This window comes from Sulfitobacter sp. M85, assembly GCF_029285915.1.
In the GTDB taxonomy this organism is placed as follows: domain Bacteria; phylum Pseudomonadota; class Alphaproteobacteria; order Rhodobacterales; family Rhodobacteraceae; genus Sulfitobacter; species Sulfitobacter faviae.
This window is the reverse complement of record NZ_JABECQ010000004.1, coordinates 1-18,379: the sequence shown is the minus strand read 5'-3', so window position 1 is coordinate 18,379 and position 18,379 is coordinate 1. Positions and strand designations below refer to the sequence as shown.

Here is an 18,379-nt window from a genome sequence, read left to right as displayed (position 1 = left end):
CCTCACTTGTCCGATTTGCGATTGGCGGAGGTGGCGATCTCGCCGGTCTCCATCAGCATTTTGAACCGCTTCAAATCCCGCCGCCCCTGAAGCGCGGGTTCGGTCTGAAACAGCTTGGCGATCCAGCGCCCCAACTCCCCGGCGGGCGGGTTATAGGCGATGATCGCCTCCACCTCGGTGCCCCGGTCGCCCGGCGCGTCGCGGAACGAGACTTTGCCCTCGGTATCGATCTGCGAACCGTCGAGGGCGCGCCACGCGATCTCTTTTCCCGGTTTGTCACTGACCACCTCGGTCTCGACCCGCAGGTCTGTCCCCGCCGGGCCTGCGATCATCCAACGGAACTGACCCTTCGCGGCGTCGATCGGCTCGACCGCCTTCACGTTCTCCATGAACTCTGAGAGCTTTGTGAAGTCGCGCCAGTGGCGGTAGAGTTCGTCACGCGGGCGATCGATCGTCACCGTGCGTCCGACGACGGCATAATCGCCGAAACGCGCCTGTTTTGCGCTGCGTCCGGGCGCGGAATCTGCTGGCCGATGGCTCAGCCCGTCACGATCCCGCCGCGCGGCGTAGAGCGCATAGGCAGAGGCCCCAGCAAGCGCGCCGACGCCGAGCCCCCAGAACAGCGAGCTTTGCCGCTCTGTCAGCGCGTCCCGCGCGCCTTCGGCGGCGCTGCGCTGATCGTAAGGATAAGATGTCATCAAGAAACCTCCTGTTGCTAAGTATGGCAGACCGAGTGTTTCAACTGGAACGCGAGGATCGCGGCAGGTGTTCCGAAGAAGTGGCTCCAAAGCGCGGCTCCGGCGGAAATCAACCCATCGTGTGCAGCGGTCGCGCTGCCCCTAACAGGAACTTTTCGGGAAACCGCCCGTTGATCCCCTGCGATCCGGCCCAAAGGAATAATGTAATGACGCCCCGCGAAACTACGCCGCATGGTGCCAAAGGCGTGGACAATTCAATTGTTTTGAAAGTTTTGATCCCCCTCGCTGCCCTAAGCCTGCTCGCCGCTTGCGACGACCTGCGGTTCCCTCGGGATGTGGAAGACACCCTCAAAACCGTTCTCTCAGACCAGAAAATGGCCGTTGCGGTATCGGAAAACCCACCATGGGTCGTGCTGGCAGACGGCCAGCCGCCACAGGGGGTCGAAGCCGATCTGACCCGCGCCTTTGCCGAAGCCTTGGGGGTGGCCATCGAGTGGAAGCACCTCGGCGCCTTCGCAGCGTTGGAGGGGTTGGAAAAGGGCGACATCGACCTTGCCATCGGGGGTTTCACCCGCAAGGACGTGACCCCGGTAAAAGGTGCCGCGCCGAGTTACGCCTATTTCGAGGAGTCCTTCGTCATCGGCAGCCGGGGGCCAGACGCCCTGCCCCATGACATCGAAGGCCAACGCGTTTTCGTACCGCCCCACCTGCCCCTTGCCGCGCTGGTTGAAAAGGAAGGCGGCATTCCGGTGGATCAATGGGCGGAAGGTCTCAACCTCGCCGCCGTCCCCCATTGGCAACTTGATGAGAAAGACCTTACCGCCACCGAAACCACGCTACAGCGGGCGCAGCATGTCGTTGCCGTGCAGCAGGGCGAGAACGCTTGGCTGATGGAGATCGAAGGCTTTCTTCGAGATGAGGCCGGAACCATCGGGGCGCGTTTGCGCGCATCCGCCCCATGACCCGCTCCATCCGCACCATGCCCGAAGCGCAGAAAAAGGCGCTGCACCGCGCGCGTTGGCTTGAGGTCATTTGGATCGCGGTCTTGGGGTCGATCGTGGCAGCGATCTATTTTGCAGTGGGCAGCAGCCAAGCGATGAAAACCGCTTGGATCGAAGACCTGCTCAGCTTCGTGCCGCCCATTGCCTTTCTGGTTGGCTCGTGGATCGAAGGATGGAAGCCCAACCGCCGTTTCCCACTGGGCTATATCCGCGTCACATCAATCGCTTATCTGATCAGCGCCGTGTCGCTCGGCGGGGTCGGAATTTTTCTTATCGTCGACTCTTCCATCGCACTGTTCAAGCAGGAGCACCCCACCATCGGCAGTGTCGAGCTTTTCGGCACCACCATTTGGTTGGCTGGGTGATGATCGCGGCGCTGGCCTATAGCGTCGTGATGCCGGTCATTTTCGGCCACTTGAAAATGAAGCCCGCCAAGATCCTCCATGACAAAACGCTCTATGCCGATGCCATGATGAACAAGGCGGATTGGATGACAGGGCTTGCCGGGATCGTGGGCATCCTTGGGATCGGGATGGGCTGGTGGTGGGCCGATGCGGTCGCGGCCATCGTGATCGCCTTGGACGTGCTGCACGACGGTTTCAAACACACCGGCGCGGCGATCCGGGACCTCAGCGATGAGATGCCGCGCACGATAGAGGATAAAGAGTTCGACCCGCTGATCGAAGAGGTGCAGAATACTTTCAACGCGCTGCCATGGGTCCGCGAAAGCCGCCTGCGCCTGCGCGAAGAAGGGCGCTTTCTGACCGGCACGATCTATGTCGTAGCGCATGAAAACGGCGGCACGCCCGAGAGGGTCGAGGCGGCGGAGGCCGAACTGCTCGACCTGCATTGGCGCATTCACGACATCTCGATCATGCCACGGACCGAGATTGCGGAGTCGGTCACGATTGAAGGGGCGGATGACGGCACTCTGCCGCTGCGGTCCGGCGCCCGGCGGCGTCCGGTGGGGTGACCGGGGGCGCATCGCGTCCAATTTAAAACTGACCTACAGCCACGCCCCCGCATCGACTTTGCCCCGCGCCATCGCACGCGGGGCAACATTCATCTGGCTTATCCGCCGACCAACGTGCCGCCGTTCGGGTGCAACACCTGCCCGCTCATATAAGACGAATCCTCGCAGGCGAGGAACAGCAGCGACGGGGCCACCTCATTCGGCTGACCGGGGCGGCCAAGGGGGGTGTTTTCGCCGAATTCCTCGACCTTATCCGCCGGGAAGGAGGCCGGGATCAGCGGCGTCCAGATCGGCCCCGGGGCCACGCCGTTGACCAAAATACCCTTGGGCGCCAGCTTGCTCGCCATGGCCCGCAGGAAGGACAGGATCGCCCCTTTAGTCGACGCATAGTCAAGCAGTAGGTCCTGACCCTTATAGGCGGTGATCGAGGTGACACAGATGATCCGCGCGCCCTTTTTCAGATGCGGCAGCGTTGCCTGCGTCATCAGGATCATGCCGATGATATTGGTGCGGAACGTGCGTTCGATCTGCGCTTCTTCAATGTCTTCGAGGCTTTCCTGCGCGTGCTGTTCGCCCGCATCATTGACGAGAATGTCAATCTTGCCAAAGCTCTCCATCGTGCGGCTTACGGCATCTTTGCAAAAGGCTTTCTCACCGACATCGCCCTCCAGCAACAGCGCCCGACGGCCCTCGGCCTCGACCAAACGCTTGGTCTCTTCCGCGTCGCGGCTTTCGTTGCGGTAGACGATGGCGACATCCGCCCCCTCACGCGCATAGAGCAGCGCCGTGGCGCGGCCGATCCCGCTGTCGCCCCCGGTGATCAGCGCCACCTTATCCTTGAGCCGGTCGGAACCGGGGTAGCGCGGGGTATAATCGGGCGCGGGGTCCATCTTATGCTCCCGCCCGGGCTGGCTCTGCGGGCTGTCGAGGGCATCAAAATTCTGATCTGTCATGGTGCATTCCTATCTGTTGTGGCCCCACGCGGGCGGGGCGTTCAAAAAACTAGGGTTACAAAGGGGCAATGATCGCTTTGCCGGTCTGGTTTCAGCGCGGCAGCGGGATGAGAGAAATTTCGCGCATCACGGGTGTTGCGCTCAGGGGCCGGTCGCCTTTCCGCGTCGCCCCTTCCAGCGGTGGCAAGCCCCCGCCAATCAAAGGCGGGCCAAGGAACCAAGCATCAGCCCCATGGTTTTTCAGGTAACCTTGAGAAGGAGTATACCCCATGCGAATGAGCGCATTGCTGATCTTCGGCGCCGGTGCCGCGAGCCTCGCCTATCTGATGAACCGCCAGTCCCGCGCCCAAAGGGCGGTGGCATATGACCACGCGCGAGACCACGTCCGCGTCGCGGGCCCGCGCGAGATGATCGACCCACCCCGCAAATGGAATATCGTGGATGAGGCGGTCGACGAATCCTTCCCCGCCAGCGATCCGCCCGCGACCTATTGATAGCGGGCTGCGCGTGGCCGGTTAGAATACGAAGTTCCGATTCTGAGCCACCGCGCTTTCCGTCAGGTCGCCTTGCAGAAAGATCACCCCATGCGCGCCGAGGCCGACCGCAACACCGCCCTCTCGCGCCGTGATTTCAAGATCATCGAGCCCCCTGATGCCAGACAGTGAGAGCTGGATCACGTCGACGCCGGGGGCGAAGTCGGTGATGATATCGCCCGTGGCCACTTCGCCCTCGGAAAAGCCGAAAACGTCATCGCCGGTCCATCCCGTGACGGTGTCTGACCCCGCCCCGCCGACGACCGTGTCATGCCCGATGCCGCCGTTTAGCTGGTCTTGCCCCTCCCTGCCGGAAAGCTGATCGTCGCCCCGGTTGCCCAGCAGATGGTCATCCCCCTGCTGGCCGATTTTCAGCACCTCGGCGATATCGTCCACTCGCGGCGTCCCACCGGTTCCAATAGCGCAAGGTTAACATACTTTGCCCGTGTGCAAGGTCTTTTCCAAGTTCGCAGGCGAGGTACAAGGTCAGACGCTCGCCAAAAACAAAAGCACCGCAGCGGTCAGAATTGCGATCATTCCCCCGACCCGCCAATTACCTGGCTGCGGGGCGACGGCATAGGCCGAGAGCAAGAGAAACCCGCGTCAGTAGTCCTGCGCTTTCCACCGCGCCCGAGGACGCCCGCCAGACCGATACGCCAAGAAGCGCGATCACCAGCCATCCGACCCAATAGAGCCATTCCGGCGTAGCCTCGAAAACGATATGCGAAATTGCCACGAAGGGCCCGAAACACAACGGCAACCAGCAAAGAGCGGCGCAAAGCCGCAAGTTTGACCCTGCGCCAGAAGCGGCCCCGCGCTGCGAAAGTGACAGCAGCAGGAAGCCGATGATCCCGATTATGAGGCTGGCTGTCACTCTGGGCACTCCGCGTTTGGGCTCACCCTATTGGGAGGGAGCGAGATTGCGCAAGTCGTGGCCGAAGGGAGGGCACCCATCCGACCTGCCCCTTCCGACCCGTTACATCTCGCTCTTGCAGTCCAAGAATCCGCGGTAGCCAACGGTCAGTCCCCGGTCGAGGTGAAATTTTAACTCGGCTTCCGAGCGGCTCAGGTCGCCGTCCGTATCGGTCCATTCCGCCCCGGCGAGGGGGGAAACGGTCACGTCGACGCCATCGGTGGTGAAGCCCGCACCATCGGCAAGGGCGGCTTGGTCAATGCTCTCATTGGATTGCATTTCAATCAAGGTGCCCGACAATTTAATGCCCCCGGTGGTGCCCGCCATCACGAGGCTCGGATCGCCTTCGTTGGTGCGGCTGAACTGACAGGCGGCCTCAGCCCCCAGCAAGCTGTCTACATCCTCTGCGGTCAACGCCGCCGGGTCGACCGCGGCCACGTCCGCCGATAACAGAGCCTCTTCCACCGTGCCGACCTCCGCCGCACCTTCTGCTTTGCCAAGCTCGGGGTCGACCGCATCGCCTTTCTCTTCGATATCGGCGATCAGACTGCGCATCTCGGCGATTTCCTTGCGCTGTGCCGCAATGATGTCATCGGCCAGTTTGCGCACGCGTGGGTCGGAAAGCTCAGCCCGCTCAGAGGTCATGATTGCGATCGAATGGTGCGGAATCATAGCGCGCATATAGCTGGTATCGCCGACGGTAACTTGGCTGCGGACCAGCCATAGGGTGAGCGCGAAGACCACGATGGAGCCGATATAGATGGCGATGTTGATGGCTTTGCTCGAATACATCGACAACATGAAACTAAGCATGATGACCGCCATCACGGCCCCCATCAACAGCGCCATATAGGTCCGCGTTTCACTGAAGAAGACATGTTCGAACGCGTAGGTGTTGAGGTACATCAGGCCAAACATCACGATGGTGGAGGTCGCGATCATTGCGGCGAAACGCCAATAGGACATGGGTGTCTCCTTTATCAACTCTATGCGCGAAGCGGTTTGGCTCCGTGGCAATCAAGGGCCGGGGAGGCTATGATCGCCAGAGCCAATGGGGGCTTTTGGAACGCGCCGGCAGAATGCGAGTGAGGCGGCCCCAGATACCCCCATGTGGAATGTGAACCGGCGACGGTCGTCTTAGTTCCGATGGGTGGAGGCATCAGACGTGGAAGCAGAACAAGGCAGCGATCCTCGAGCGGCTGGCGCGGCTGGAAGGGCAATTGCGCGGCGTCACGCGGATGGTCGACGAGGGGCGCTATTGCGTCGACGTACTGGTGCAAACCGCCGCCGTCCGCTCGGCCCTGCGCGCCGTGGAGCGCTTGGTGATCGAAGATCACGCCAACCACTGTATGGAAGAGGCGATCCTCTCCGGCGACCGTGAGGAGCAGCGGCAGAAGTTCCGTGAGTTGGTTGCGTCGCTGGAGAAGGCGCGGGATTGAAGGGGCAGCGGTTTAGGGCTTTGCAGGCGGCGACATCAACGGAATTTTCAACTTGCCTTTGCGCTCCGGGCCAAGGTCCGCGACGGTCAAGTGGTGTTGTGGCTGAAATCCATCTGGGATCACCCCCTCAGCTTTTAGCGTTGTTTGGCGTTTGCAGGAAGGGGCCACGGCGATTGAAACCGCGGTCCTCTGGCGCCGAAAGACGACGATGTGCTGCCCGTGAAATTCGGAACGGATGGCAGGCTGTGCGTTCAGCCCCCTGAATTACAACGCAAAATGCCGACCCTTTGGGATCGGCATTCCGCAAACTCATTTTTCGACAGTTTATAAAACCGAGCGCTTCCGAAACGGCCAGGCGCGATCTGCCACCGACCTATACCTAAAGCACTGATTTAGTTGATGTCGGAAATCGTTGGCGCCAGCTGGCCTGCCACCACGGCGGGTCATTTTTTGCCACTAAAACTTTCCGCATCTACAACCGCCTTGCTCAGCGCTGAAGCCATAGGTGATTAGCGATGCCATCAGTTAATTATCATGGTCGTCGGGCGCGACGAAGACCGACGCTTCCGGCCCTATGCCGTCATTCGTCCGACAGGCCGCGTTGCGACGCAGCCTCGCCAAACCGGACATCGGTGGCATTTGGCAGAAAGATCGGGCACCTAAAGGTCAGCTCCCCGCCCAGAGCGGTCATTGCCCTTTTTCAGTAGGCCCATGATAAAGTAGCATAGTCTTTTGGCCCGCACGGGGAGTTCCGGAATGAAATTTAGTCTGTCGTTGGCTCTGATCCTGGCCGCAGGGCCTTCTCTTGCCCAAACCGTTCCGGGGCTGGCCCATCTCCGGGACACATCCGAAAACGGGCTCCCTCTGTCCGTGTCGATCTGGTATCCGTCTGAGGAAAAATCATCAGGCACTGTCGGCGGAAATCCTGTTTTCGAAGGGGTTGCAGCAGCGCCAAATGCGGAGTTCACGCAAAGCTCGCTTCCGCTGGTCATCCTATCACATGGCGGCCTGCGGTCCGCGACCGACTCGGGTGCTTGGCTCAGTTCCTCCATTGCACGGGCAGGCTTTGTTGTGGCCGAAGTCAATGCGCAGCGCCCGGACAACGCCGAAGCTGCTGTGAACGAAATCTGGCAAAGACCACAGAATATCAGCCGCGCGATTGACTTGGTGCTGGCCGATTCAACCTGGGGGCCGCGAATTGATGAAACCACGGTGTCAGTCGCAGGATTTGCACTTGGCGCGACCGCTGCCCTGTCCGTCGGCGGAGCGGAGCTGGATGTCACCGGCTACCTTCACTCTTGCGCGCCGGAAAGAGAGCAGCCCGGACCGGATTGCGGGTGGTTTGCTGCCCAAGGTGTCGACATGTCGGCCACCAATCCGGACGGCCTTGCCGGGATGGCGCGGGACCCCCGTGTGACTTCGGTCATAGCGATAAACCCGGAATACTCGGAAGACTTGGGCTCAACGCCGGCGGATGTTCGGGCGCTATCGATTTCCCTTGGCGAGCTCGCGCGCACATTGGCTGATGGTCAGCCGGCTCCGTCCCTTGTCATGCCCCAAGCGTCGGCATTCGATGGCTTCGCCGCTTGCACGGTCGCCGGACCGAAGATCCTGATGGAGGAAGAAGGTGATGCATCGATCTGTGGTGGTTCTTTGGACGCACGCCGGGCGATCCACAAGGATGTTTCTGACGCAATCATATCGTTCCTGAATGGAGGCCCCGTATAAGCTGAGGCTGACCGTCAAACCGGCCGTTGACCGTATGACCAAGCGCGGCGTTGCGGCGTTCTCCGAAGCGGACATTGGCATTGAAGCGCAGCATTTTGACGGAGCTGATGACTGCAATGCGGACTTACCGGCGAGAGCTGAGCCTGTTAACCAAAAGGAAACTGAAGCTCGCTGGAACTGAGCATACGAGATGGAAAACCTTAGTTTCCCCTTATTATTCTAGCCGAGACAAAACCAATCAACCCAAACAATCCGAAGGTGAACAGCATCCGAACCCATTGAAAGGTTTCCGGCACTCTAGGCGATATCGAGCTCGATACGACAACAACCAGTGCCCCGGACAATATGAAAAAAGCAATGGCAGAAAGATATTTTAGCAAATCGAGCCTCCAACTTATCGGCCTTGACTGCCACCCTTTCTTAACTTGATTGAACAAACGTTCACTAAAATGCTGAGGTAGAGCCGGTTCCCAGCGATGTCATAAAGCCGCATTTCACTTAATTTTAGAAGTTTATCGTAAAATCGTTAAACGTAAAAGCGGTTTTCGATCCGATGAACTAGCGATCCACAGTTTCAGCAGTGAGAGTTTAACACTATTGATAGTAGCGTAGAATCTATCTCGGCGGCTTTCATTTTGCGGAGGCAAGCTATGCGAATTTTTTCGCCCTTCGCTGCGTGGTGCAGCAAGGTCCGCTGAGAGGGACGAAGCTGCCATTGATTTGTTAGGCGCGCGCGTGCTTTGAGGACATGCACCTTTCCTGGAGCTACCATGACTTTCTCTGCGTCCGAACGGAACAACGCTGTCCCGAAACGCCTACCTGTGCCCGTCACTGTCTGGATGCTGGGTTTCGTGAGCCTGCTGATGGACGTCTCCTCGGAGATGATCAATGCGCTGCTCCCGCTCTATCTTGCCGGTGGTCTGGGCGCGTCGGCTCTGGCGATCGGCTTCATAGAGGGCTTGTCTGTGGCGGTCGCCACACTGTCCAAGTTCCTCTCCGGCGTGCTGGCCGATGTCAGCAGACGTGCGAAGCCGTTGGCGGTTCTGGGCTATGGACTGGAGCGCTGTCCCGCCTGATCTTTCCCTGGGCGATGAGCCTGGACCAGATCGTTCTGGCGAAGGCCATGGATCGGGTCGGCAAGGGCATTCGGGGCACGCCGCGCGACGCATTAGTTGCCGCCGCCAGCCCGCCGGAGATCCGCGGCGCGAGCTTCGGGTTGCGGAAGTCGCTCGATGCCCTCGGCGGCTTCCTGGGGTCGCTCGTCGCGGTCGCGGGCATGATCGCATTCGCAGGCGACATTCAGTCAGTTTTCTGGATTGCCGTTCTCCCCGCGGCGCTCTGCATGATTGTGCTGGTCTTCCTTGTGAAGGAGCCAGCACAAACCCATCCAATGAAGCGCGGTGACTTCCGGATTGCCGATGCCTCCGGCTCAATCGTGCAGTCTGGGGTGCAATCGGACTGGCCTCTGTGATCATGCTGGCGCGGTTCAGCGAGGCTTTCGTGCTGCTGAAGGCCCTCGAGGCCGGTTTCTTGCCGGCCTGGGTTCCACTGTCCCTCGTTGTCATGCATGCGGCCTACAGCCTGACGGCATTTCCAGTCGGCAGGCTCTCGGACAGGCTGGGGACTTCGGGTCTGCTGATCTGGAGCCTTGGATTCCTGGTCGCGGCGCATCTGACGCTTGCTCTTGCCATGACCCCCTGGGTCTATGTTCTCGGCACCGTCTTCTGGGGTCTGCACATGGGGTTCTCGCAAGGATTGCTGGGCGCCATAATCGCTGCCGCGACGCCGGACCAACTGAAGGGCAGCGCATTTGGAACGTTCAATCTTGTGACCGGCCTGGTCGTGCTTCTGGGGAATACGCTTGCCGGGTGGCTCTGGCACAGCACGGGATCGGCAACACCATTTCTTGTCGGGGCGGGCATTTCAGCTGTCGCGATGATATTTATCGCTATGCGAAAACCGCGGCGTACCCGGCTCTGACCCGTTGGTATGGGTCCGCTTCGGGCTCGAAGCTGCCTTGCGGCAATGCGACATTATCCCCAAATCAGCCAGTAATGCCCCGCCAGCCCCATACGTGCTGCAAAAATACCTATCGCCTTACCCTTAACCCTCAAGAATTCTGCTGGTGACTAAATAGACACGCCAATTCATCCAGCCGAGTTCTGCACCATTGTTGCAACCTGTCAGCATTACAGCGGTTGCAACGCTTCGATCTTTTGAAGCGCGGTAAAACCCTCAAACTGGGGTGGACCTTCAAACAGCTTGGGCCCCTGCCCGGCGCGGGCGTGCGCGTTCCGGAATTGCGCGCTGGTGGTCCATGCCCGAAAATGCTCCAAACCTTCCCACATGGTATGTGAGGCGTATAGAATAGAGTCGTCAACCTCAGGTCCCTTTAGCATGTGGAACGACAGGAAACCGTCTATTTCTTGCAGATTGCTCTCACGGGAAAGCCAAAGGTCCTCGAATTCGGCGGCATTCTTCAAAAGCACAGTGAAACGGTTCATAGCTAAATACAAATGGGACTCCTTATTCAGTTCTAAGTGACTGACAGGGATCGTCGCGATCTACGGTCGGAACGATACGGATCTCGTCGAAAGGAACGTCGGTATCACCCTCAACGAAACCGATAGCATGGGTCGTGACCCCGGGCGCGGCTCGCGCGATCATTGCAGGAACGCCCCAATCGATACGAGCGTGGCCGTTGCCTGCGATCACGGCAACGGGAGGGCCGTAGGTTTCGAGCGCGGAAAGCGCCGCGCGCGCGAAAGCCGCATCGCGAAAGCGCTGCGCTGTGACCATACCCTCCATCATCTCGAACGGCATGGCCTCGCAATGCGCTTCAAACTGCAGCTTCATGCGGTGCTTCTTTTCCGGCTCAGGCAACGCCTCGTGCAGACCATATCGGGTCGCCTCTGGGCCGAAATGCGCCTCTGCGCCGTTGGTATAAACCGCGCGCAACGTCGCGCGGGGCACTGCGGCACCGATGATACGCGCCTTGCCGAGCGCCTCGAAAATCGGCGCATAGATTGGAAAGTCGCGCCAGCCACTTTCCTCCCAGGCACTGGAAATCTGGCTGCGGTCAGCGTCAGCGCGGGCGGCCTGGGCTTCGGTCAACATCTCGAAGACCACGGCGCTCGGTCGCAAGTCTCTGAGTGCCTCAGCCTGCCCTAAATGAGCCTGCGCATTGTCGTGAACCTCCCCCAATATCACGATATCGGGCGTGGCACGGGACATGCTTGGCAAAACGAGAGCAAAAAGCAGAACGACTAGTCGCATAAGGGGGCCTTTCAAGCCGATGCCGCGTGGGGCAAAATATAGGGTAAGCCGGTTGCCGGTGGGGTGGAGACTCTCAGGCTGCACCCGTAGGCGGCTGACAGGGTCTGATCCGTGAGAACCGCGCCCGGTGCGCCGCAGGCGAGGCGAGAACCGTTCGACAGCATCACCACCTGATCGGCAAAAAGCGCAGTGAGGTTCAGATCGTGCATGACAGCGATCACGCCGCCCCCGGCGCGTGCGAAATCTTGGGCAATTTCCATCACCTGCAATTGATGCGCGATGTCGAGGCTCGACACCGGCTCATCCAGCAGGAGCCAACGTGGCTGCCCTTCGGCAACGGGTAGCCAAACCTGCGCAAGAACCCGCGCCAGCATGACCCGCTGCGCTTCACCGCCAGACAGTTCATGAAAACTGCGGTCTGCGTAATGCGACAGACCCACGCGCGCCAAGGCACGCATCGGAACGTCATCGCGCGCGCCTGCGATCCCCGATTGCAGCCCCAGCCGAACGACTTCGAGCACGGTGAAGGTAAAGGCCAACGTTGAGGCTTGTGGTAGGACAGCGCGTTGCGCGGCCAGTTCCCATGGTTTCAGCGTGGCAATATCGCGTCCGTTCAGGCGCACGTTGCCCGAATAGGGCAGTGTGGACGTGATCGCGCCTAGCAGGGTGGACTTGCCCGAACCGTTTGGGCCCACGATCGCGGTGATCTCTCCGGGCTGTGCGTCGAGACTTACACCTCGCAGGGCAATCCGCGAACCGTAGGAGACCTCTATGTTTTCGGCAATCAGGCTCATTGCGTTACCAACCCCCGTCGCTTCAGCAGTATCCACAGAAAAGCAGGCGCCCCCAGCACCGCGGTCACGATGCCAATAGGCAATTCGGCTGGCGCGATAACCACCCGGGCGATGACATCGGCACAGATGAGCAGGATTGCCCCCAAGAGCGCCGCGTTGACCAGCAAGGTTCGGTGATCGGGCCCCGAGGCCAGACGCAGCAGATGCGGCACCACAATGCCGATAAAGCCAATCCCCCCTGAGACAGCCACCGCCGCGCCGGTGGCACCAGCGACGGCCAGAATTGCGATTGATTTCAACCGCTGCACATCAATGCCGATGTGGGCCGCCGTTGCCTCTCCTAATGCCAAGCCGTTGAGACCCCGCCCCAACGTCAGCGCCGCACCGAGTGACAGCAAGATGAGTGGCCCAGCAGAGAGCACCTTGGCCCAGCTGGCCCCGGCAAGCGAGCCCAATCCCCAGAAGGACAGGTCGCGCAATTGCTGGTCATCTGCCATGTAGACAAGAATACCCGACAATGCACCGGCCAGCGCGCCAAGGGCGATGCCTGCCAAGAGCATGGTCGCCACCGAAGTTTGACCATGCTGCGTTGCCACCCGGTACAGCAGCAGCGTTGAGCCCCAACCGCCCAGAAAGGCGGCGAAAGGCACAAGCTGGTTGCCGGTCTGGTCAATGACCCAGCCCGGCAGCAACGCGCCAAGAACGATCGCAAGGATCGCGCCCAGCCCGGCGCCGGCGCCTACGCCGACGATCCCCGGATCGGCCAGCGGATTGCGGAACAGCCCCTGCATCGCCGCTCCCGAGACTGCCAACGCAGCCCCGACCATAAGCCCCATCGCCAAGCGCGGAAGGCGGATGTCGAACAGAACCACCGCCTCCAACTGCGAGAGCCCCTCGTTACGGACGAGATGGCCCAGCACGGCCGTAAGGCTGACGTCGGTTGGCCCCACCTGAAGACTTAGAACGCTAACCAACGCGAGAGCCAGCACGAGCGCGAGTTGCAGTTTGCGGGCGCGGTGCAGCCGGTCTGCCGGAACAGTAAAGGTTTCCGATGTCGATACCACGGCTTCAGTTCCCGCCGCCGTACAGCGCTGCGTTCAAGCTGTTGACAGCCTCGGCTGTACGCGGGCCGAACCCCAGCATAAGCAAGCCGTTCATCCGCACGACCGACCGGCTTTGTGCCGCCGGGGTTATCCGGATTGCGGGCATGTTGAACAACTCATCATCTGCCACGCCATGGTCGCCGCCGCCGTCCATCATCAGAATTACATCGGGCGCAGCCTGTCCCACCGCCTCGTCGGAAACCTGTTTGTAGCCCTCGAAATCACCTATCGCGTTCACCCCACCAGCCATCCGGATGAGTGCATCGGCGGCCGTGCCGGTGCCAGAAGCGTTGATCCGGCCCCCCTGCGTCGACAGTACGAAAAGGACGCGCTTCTTTTCGCCCTCCGGGCGCGCGGCATCGGCCATCGCGGTTGATAGCGCGGCGCTGACCTCGGCCGAAAGTCTGGCCGCCTTGTCCGGCACATCAAGCGCTGCGCCGATCACCTCGATTTTTTGCAGAATCCCATCGGGGCTCAGCGCATCTGGCACCTCGACGAAGGCGACATCGGCGGCGCGGATCACGTCAAGCGCCTCGGGCGGGCCAGCGCCCTCTTCCGATAGGATCAGCGCCGGATCGACCGAGAGGACGCCTTCGGGCGACAACGCGCGCATGTAGCCTACGTCCGGCAATTGGGCAACTGCGGGCGGATAGGTAGAGGTCGTGTCGCGTGCCTTCAACCGGTGCTGCTCTCCGAGTGCAACGACGATCTCAGTCACTGAGCCACCGATCGACAGCACGTCGGCATCGACGTTTCCTGAAGCCGCATTTTGCTCTGCGCTGGCGGAAAGCGCAAAGGCAGCGGCACCGATGGCAACCAACCCGCCTGCCCCCTTGAATATACGACGGATCATGCGGGCACCTCCGCGCAGGACGGCAAACCGGAAACGATGTTAGCCCAAACAGGGCGCGAGTCGCGTCCCTCCTTGCCGACCCCGAAGACCTGAAAGATGATCCCGCCCTCGGCGTCGAAAGCCTCGACCGAAATCGCAGCCCCGCGCCGCGTCGGCTTTTCGACGGCCCAGACCTCGGCGACCTTGTCGAGCCTGAGGTGCAGGTTGAAACCCGGGTCCATCACGTTCTGCCAAGGCCCCATGGGGCGCAATTCGTGAATCGGCCCTGTGTGAATCTGGATGCAGCCGCGGTTGCCGACAAAGATCATTACCTCGATACCCGCCTCGCGCACGGCCCTCAACATCGTGTCAGCGGCCTTCGGGTCCAAGCGACGCACCCAAGGCGCACCGGCGATCCGATAGGCGCCAAGCCGGTTCATTTTGAGCTTCGAACACAGGGTCAGAAACTGGTGGGTATCCGTCAGCTTGGCCCATTCCGCGCAGAGAACGTCACGCTTGTCGGGCCGTGATTTCGGCCCCTCCACGGGTGCGCGGGGCAGCAAATGCTGACGGGCCGATTGATCCTCCAAGGCCAGTTCGGCGACCAGTTCGGCCCAGGCACAGTGCCGCGAGCCCGGACGCAGATGGATCTTGTGAACCGCGTCGCCCGCTGCGTCAAAGATTTGGAAGGACCGGCGCGGCCCCTCGTCGGTCTCGATCTCGACGGCGAAGGCATGACACCAATGAGAGGGGAAGATGCGCAGATCAATATTTTCGGTCAGCGTCATCGCGGCATGAGCACCGGGGTGATAGTCGCCGTACTCCCCGATCTTTTCGTGGACGCAGGCCGCCACCCGGGTCAATGCCATAACCTCACCTAGTTTTTCCGCGGCGGGAATTAGGCGATCGGGATGTGCCGCAATGCGCGTAGCGCCCTGCCCCGCGGCGGCGGCCACGAGGCGCGCTTCTGGAATTCCCAGAGCCTCTGCCGCGTCGCGGGCGCGCAGCTTTGGGTTGTCAGACTGGAAACGTCGAATCCTGGCCGGACTAATCGCGTCTTGATGGGTCATTAGTATCCTCGGATGCTCTCAAGTGATGGGTTGGCTGCGTCCGGAAGGATACGGTGCGTAGCTAGATCATTAATCTTGACTAATTTAGTCGGTTAATATTAATTGAGCAAGGCGCCGCGATACATCGCGGCAAAAATTCCCCAACATACGCCCCGCCAGCCTTTGCCAGCCGTGGTCTGACACCGTTAAAGGATGGCACAAATGCCAAGAACACTTCTGCGCGGAACAACTGCGCTTGTCTGCTTATCTCTTGCCGCTCCATTGGCAGCGCAAGACTCCGATCCCGGCTTCCTCGGCACGCTGGTTTTAACGCCGGGTAAGCGGGACCTCACTTTTGGAACCGCCTTGTCACGTACGGTAGTGGGGGAAGAGGAGATCAAAGACCGGCAAGCCAGTACGGTGGCCCAACTCATCGATTCAGTACCGAGCGTCACGCTCGTTAACGGTACGACGCCACAAGGGTCGGGGATCAACATTCGCGGTTTCGGCGCAAATACGACCTACGGAACCGATCAGAAGATTGCCGTGCAGATTGACGGCGCCTCGGTCGGTTCGGAAGAGCTCTACCGGATTGGCACACAATTGTTCACCGACCCCTTTCTCTATCGCGAGGTCGAGGTTCTGCGCGGCACGATCGGCAGTTTCGCCTACGGGTCTGGTATCATTGGCGGGGTCGTGAAGCTGGAAACCAAGGACGCCAGCGATTTTCTGGGCGGCATGCCCGGCTTCGGCGGCTCCCAAACTTTCGAGTTCGGGACCAACGGGGACAGCTGGGTCACCTCCACAAACCTCGCATGGATGCCTGCTGAAGGGGCAGAATTTCTGCTTAACTACTCTCTGCGCGATCAAAATGATCTGACCGCCGGTGACGGGAGTACCATTGGCAATAGCGCATTCCGCACCCCCTCCTATCTGGCCAAGGGTAAGTTCACATTCGGCGAGAATGACGATCAATCGGTCACTTTCAGCCATTCCAGCACTGTCGCAGATGACAAAGATGTACCCTATGATCAGTTCGACACGACTGGCGGCATGTTCGGCAACGTAGACCGGCTGACAGAGACCGAGCAGACAGTAATCGAATACCGCTTTGACCCGGCGTCCGACCTGATTGATCTGCGCGCCAACCTGTCCCATGCGGACCAGAAGATCGAATATGACTACATTCCCGGCTCATCACCGCTTGAAGGAACGCCAAGCTTTCCCTTCCTTGTAGGAACCGTGAACGCCGATCAGCGCTATGAAACGACCAAGCTAACCGTGACAAACCGAGCCCTGTTCAATACCGGGTCGGTGTCGCACGACATGCTTGCCGGGGTCGAAGCACAAAGGCGCGTTCGGGCGGATAACAGTGGCGCCGGCGCCCCCGGTGGAACCAATGATCGGGTCGCGCTTTTTGTCGTGGATGAAATGACCATGGGCCAATTTACCGTCACTCCGGCGCTGCGTTACGAGCATTCGAAAATCGACAGTGCGGTCAATCTATCACCTGCGCCCAACAGCTATGACAAAGCCGCCGTAATGGGGGGCTTGGCGTTGGCATATGACTTTGCCAACGGCCTGTCGGTCTTCGGCAGTGCGGCCTATACCGAAGGCCTGCCGATCATTGACGATCTTGGCACCAGCGCAACGGCACAGCGTCGCATCGGCATGTCCGAGAAGTCGCATACCGTCGAGCTGGGCGCAGAATTTACTGGCAATGGCATCTTTGACGGAGGCGACAGCTTTACTATTCGAGGCAACTTTTACCATACGGAACTGTCGGACATCACCAGCTATACTGTGGCCGGTTCGACCTCAACTGACCTAGATCACGTCAAATCGCGCGGCTTCGAGGTGGAAGCCTCCTATGGTATGAATAACGGGTTCTATCTGGATTTTGCGGGTCATCTGGGAGAGGGCACCGAATATAACCCGGATGGCACCTCGAACACATGGCGCAACTCACCGGCGAACCGGGCCCAATTGACCCTGGGCAAGAAATTGAACGACTTCGTCGATGTGAGTTGGGAAATTGTTCATAGCTCGGATCGACGCGACTCGACGGGCAGCAGCCTATCCGACAGCACGGTCCACAACCTGCGCGCCACATGGAAACCCCAAGCGCAGGGTTGGCTGGCTGGCACCGAAGCCCGGTTCGGAATAGAGAATGTTCTTGACGAAGACTACGTTGGGCATCTGTCGTCGCCCAGCCGGAAGGCGCCGGGTCGCACGTTCAAAGTGTCGCTTTCAAAAACTTTTTAAATGATCAGGTTCACTGTCGCCGACGGCGGCAGTGGACCCCAAAAAGAACCGTGCAGATTGTAAAACGACGGGTCATTCAGTTTCCGACAGACCACGGGTTGTGTCAGTACTTTCTGTGCAACTTAGACAAGTCAATTGCGCCCACGGACTTCGTCCACGCGATGCTGGCGCTTCTATCGCAACGTTCGCACTTATCGGTTTCGACCGTTGCTCAAGGGATCGCCTTTGCGAACGCAAGGTCGGAATATGGTCAGTATGCCCTTGGGACCGCCGTTTTTGTCAATGAACCGGTTGATTTCGGGTTAATGTAGCTGGGCTTTAAGCACGTCCGCTAGACAGTGTTCATTTATGACGGCCACAAGATTGCTCCCGGCAGCAAGAAGCGCGGTCGGATCATTGCCTTCACACAAAAGCATGGCGCTCAGATGGGCCTTCGCACCGGCATTTTTGCGCAAATGACATAGCATATCCATCATATATTTTTCTTCGCTGGTCATGAAAGCACTGCAGTTCACACAACGTGGATCTGTATAGTTAAAGGTATGCGGCCTGGCGGTGCGCATCTCGTTAGGGGGGTAATCCCCCCATTTTTATGGGGGCTCGATCGTAGAACTTACGCAGCCATTCTCAATTTCTGGGCGGGGGTCATCCCGCCGTTGCCCATGTTGGGGCGTTCGTTGTTGTAGGACCAGAGCCACTCGGTGGCAATCTTCTGGACCTCTTCAATGCTTTCGAAAATGTATAAGTCCAGCCACTCGTGGCGGACTGTCCGGTTGTAGCGCTCGACATAAGCGTTCTGCTGCGGCTTGCCGGGTTGGATAT

Annotated in this window: 22 protein-coding genes; 10 read left to right on the top strand and 12 right to left on the bottom strand. The window is 59.9% G+C overall.

Annotation, left to right across the window (positions count from 1 at the left end; genetic code table 11):
- Positions 1-2: 2 nt before the first annotated feature.
- A complete protein-coding gene (locus HKX24_RS08680; protein ID WP_271692132.1) occupies positions 3-698 on the bottom strand; it encodes an SRPBCC family protein in 696 nt (231 codons plus the stop codon).
- Between the two features lie 374 nt (positions 699-1,072).
- On the opposite strand from HKX24_RS08680, the gene HKX24_RS08675 reads away from it, so the two are divergent.
- Genes HKX24_RS08675 through HKX24_RS08665 form a run of 3 tightly spaced genes read left to right on the top strand, consistent with a single transcriptional unit; the run spans position 1,073 to position 2,672 of the window.
- Positions 1,073-1,660: a transporter substrate-binding domain-containing protein gene (locus HKX24_RS08675; RefSeq protein ID WP_271692133.1), complete on the top strand. Its 588-nt coding sequence runs from the start codon at positions 1,073-1,075 to the stop codon at positions 1,658-1,660.
- Positions 1,657-2,064 carry a cation transporter gene (locus tag HKX24_RS08670; protein WP_276153922.1) on the top strand — a complete coding sequence of 136 codons (408 nt, stop codon included), beginning with the start codon at positions 1,657-1,659 and terminating at the stop codon, positions 2,062-2,064. Before HKX24_RS08675 ends, HKX24_RS08670 begins: the two co-directional genes overlap by 4 nt.
- Complete coding sequence (locus HKX24_RS08665) at positions 2,064-2,672, top strand: hypothetical protein (RefSeq protein ID WP_276153921.1); 609 nt, start codon at positions 2,064-2,066, stop codon at positions 2,670-2,672. Before HKX24_RS08670 ends, HKX24_RS08665 begins: the two co-directional genes overlap by 1 nt.
- A 98-nt stretch (positions 2,673-2,770) precedes the next feature.
- Here HKX24_RS08665 and HKX24_RS08660 read toward each other — a convergent pair whose 3' ends face one another.
- Complete coding sequence (locus HKX24_RS08660; protein ID WP_271692136.1) at positions 2,771-3,625, bottom strand: SDR family oxidoreductase; 855 nt, start codon at positions 3,623-3,625, stop codon at positions 2,771-2,773.
- 269 nt (positions 3,626-3,894) lie between these two features.
- On the opposite strand from HKX24_RS08660, the gene HKX24_RS08655 reads away from it, so the two are divergent.
- Positions 3,895-4,119 (top strand): hypothetical protein, encoded by a 225-nt coding sequence (locus tag HKX24_RS08655; protein WP_276153920.1) that lies wholly within the window; start codon positions 3,895-3,897, stop codon positions 4,117-4,119.
- 21 nt (positions 4,120-4,140) lie between these two features.
- Here the strand turns inward: HKX24_RS08655 and HKX24_RS08650 are convergent, their stop codons facing one another.
- Both HKX24_RS08650 and HKX24_RS08645 read right to left on the bottom strand, forming a co-directional pair.
- The gene (locus HKX24_RS08650) at positions 4,141-4,554 is read right to left on the bottom strand and encodes a hypothetical protein (protein ID WP_271692138.1); all 414 of its coding nucleotides are present in this window, start codon (positions 4,552-4,554) and stop codon (positions 4,141-4,143) included.
- Positions 4,555-5,134: 580 nt separating this feature from the next.
- Entirely contained in the window at positions 5,135-6,037 is a 903-nt protein-coding gene (locus tag HKX24_RS08645) for a DUF305 domain-containing protein (RefSeq protein WP_276153919.1), read from the bottom strand.
- Between the two features lie 221 nt (positions 6,038-6,258).
- Here HKX24_RS08645 and HKX24_RS08640 point away from each other — a divergent pair, with 221 nt between their 5' ends.
- The 5 genes from HKX24_RS08640 to HKX24_RS08620 all read left to right on the top strand — a co-directional run bounded on the left by HKX24_RS08640 (position 6,259) and on the right by HKX24_RS08620 (position 10,218).
- A complete protein-coding gene (locus HKX24_RS08640) occupies positions 6,259-6,510 on the top strand; it encodes a metal-sensitive transcriptional regulator (protein ID WP_271693847.1) in 252 nt (83 codons plus the stop codon).
- A gap of 756 nt (positions 6,511-7,266) precedes the next feature.
- Positions 7,267-8,238 carry a hypothetical protein gene (locus HKX24_RS08635; protein WP_271692140.1) on the top strand — a complete coding sequence of 324 codons (972 nt, stop codon included), beginning with the start codon at positions 7,267-7,269 and terminating at the stop codon, positions 8,236-8,238.
- Between the two features lie 770 nt (positions 8,239-9,008).
- Positions 9,009-9,314, top strand: coding sequence for a hypothetical protein (locus HKX24_RS08630; RefSeq protein ID WP_276153918.1), 306 nt, complete (start codon positions 9,009-9,011; stop codon positions 9,312-9,314).
- 14 nt (positions 9,315-9,328) lie between these two features.
- On the top strand, positions 9,329-9,709 hold the full coding sequence (locus HKX24_RS08625) for an MFS transporter (RefSeq protein ID WP_271692143.1): 381 nt from the start codon (positions 9,329-9,331) through the stop codon (positions 9,707-9,709).
- 2 nt (positions 9,710-9,711) lie between these two features.
- On the top strand, positions 9,712-10,218 hold the full coding sequence (locus tag HKX24_RS08620) for an MFS transporter (protein WP_271693848.1): 507 nt from the start codon (positions 9,712-9,714) through the stop codon (positions 10,216-10,218).
- A gap of 209 nt (positions 10,219-10,427) precedes the next feature.
- Here HKX24_RS08620 and HKX24_RS08615 read toward each other — a convergent pair whose 3' ends face one another.
- Genes HKX24_RS08615 through HKX24_RS08590 form a run of 6 tightly spaced genes read right to left on the bottom strand, consistent with a single transcriptional unit; the run spans position 10,428 to position 15,313 of the window.
- Positions 10,428-10,754, bottom strand: coding sequence for an antibiotic biosynthesis monooxygenase (locus HKX24_RS08615; RefSeq protein ID WP_271692144.1), 327 nt, complete (start codon positions 10,752-10,754; stop codon positions 10,428-10,430).
- Positions 10,755-10,764: 10 nt separating this feature from the next.
- Entirely contained in the window at positions 10,765-11,514 is a 750-nt protein-coding gene (locus HKX24_RS08610; protein WP_276153917.1) for a ChaN family lipoprotein, read from the bottom strand.
- A gap of 11 nt (positions 11,515-11,525) precedes the next feature.
- The gene (locus HKX24_RS08605; RefSeq protein WP_271692146.1) at positions 11,526-12,308 is read right to left on the bottom strand and encodes a heme ABC transporter ATP-binding protein; all 783 of its coding nucleotides are present in this window, start codon (positions 12,306-12,308) and stop codon (positions 11,526-11,528) included.
- A complete protein-coding gene (locus tag HKX24_RS08600; RefSeq protein WP_271692147.1) occupies positions 12,305-13,372 on the bottom strand; it encodes an iron ABC transporter permease in 1,068 nt (355 codons plus the stop codon). The genes HKX24_RS08605 and HKX24_RS08600 overlap by 4 nt, the downstream gene beginning before the upstream one ends.
- A gap of 4 nt (positions 13,373-13,376) precedes the next feature.
- Positions 13,377-14,264, bottom strand: coding sequence for an ABC transporter substrate-binding protein (locus tag HKX24_RS08595; protein WP_271692148.1), 888 nt, complete (start codon positions 14,262-14,264; stop codon positions 13,377-13,379).
- The gene (locus HKX24_RS08590; RefSeq protein WP_271692149.1) at positions 14,261-15,313 is read right to left on the bottom strand and encodes a ChuX/HutX family heme-like substrate-binding protein; all 1,053 of its coding nucleotides are present in this window, start codon (positions 15,311-15,313) and stop codon (positions 14,261-14,263) included. Before HKX24_RS08590 ends, HKX24_RS08595 begins: the two co-directional genes overlap by 4 nt.
- A 201-nt stretch (positions 15,314-15,514) precedes the next feature.
- Between HKX24_RS08590 and HKX24_RS08585 the strand changes: the two genes are divergently transcribed.
- Entirely contained in the window at positions 15,515-17,557 is a 2,043-nt protein-coding gene (locus HKX24_RS08585) for a TonB-dependent receptor (protein WP_271692150.1), read from the top strand.
- Between the two features lie 302 nt (positions 17,558-17,859).
- On the opposite strand, the gene HKX24_RS08580 is transcribed toward HKX24_RS08585, so the two are convergent.
- Positions 17,860-18,054, bottom strand: a complete 195-nt coding sequence (locus HKX24_RS08580) for a hypothetical protein (protein WP_271692151.1) — start codon at positions 18,052-18,054, stop codon at positions 17,860-17,862.
- Between the two features lie 116 nt (positions 18,055-18,170).
- On the bottom strand, positions 18,171-18,379 hold a 209-nt coding region (locus HKX24_RS08575), incomplete at its 5' end, for a transposase (protein ID WP_276153916.1).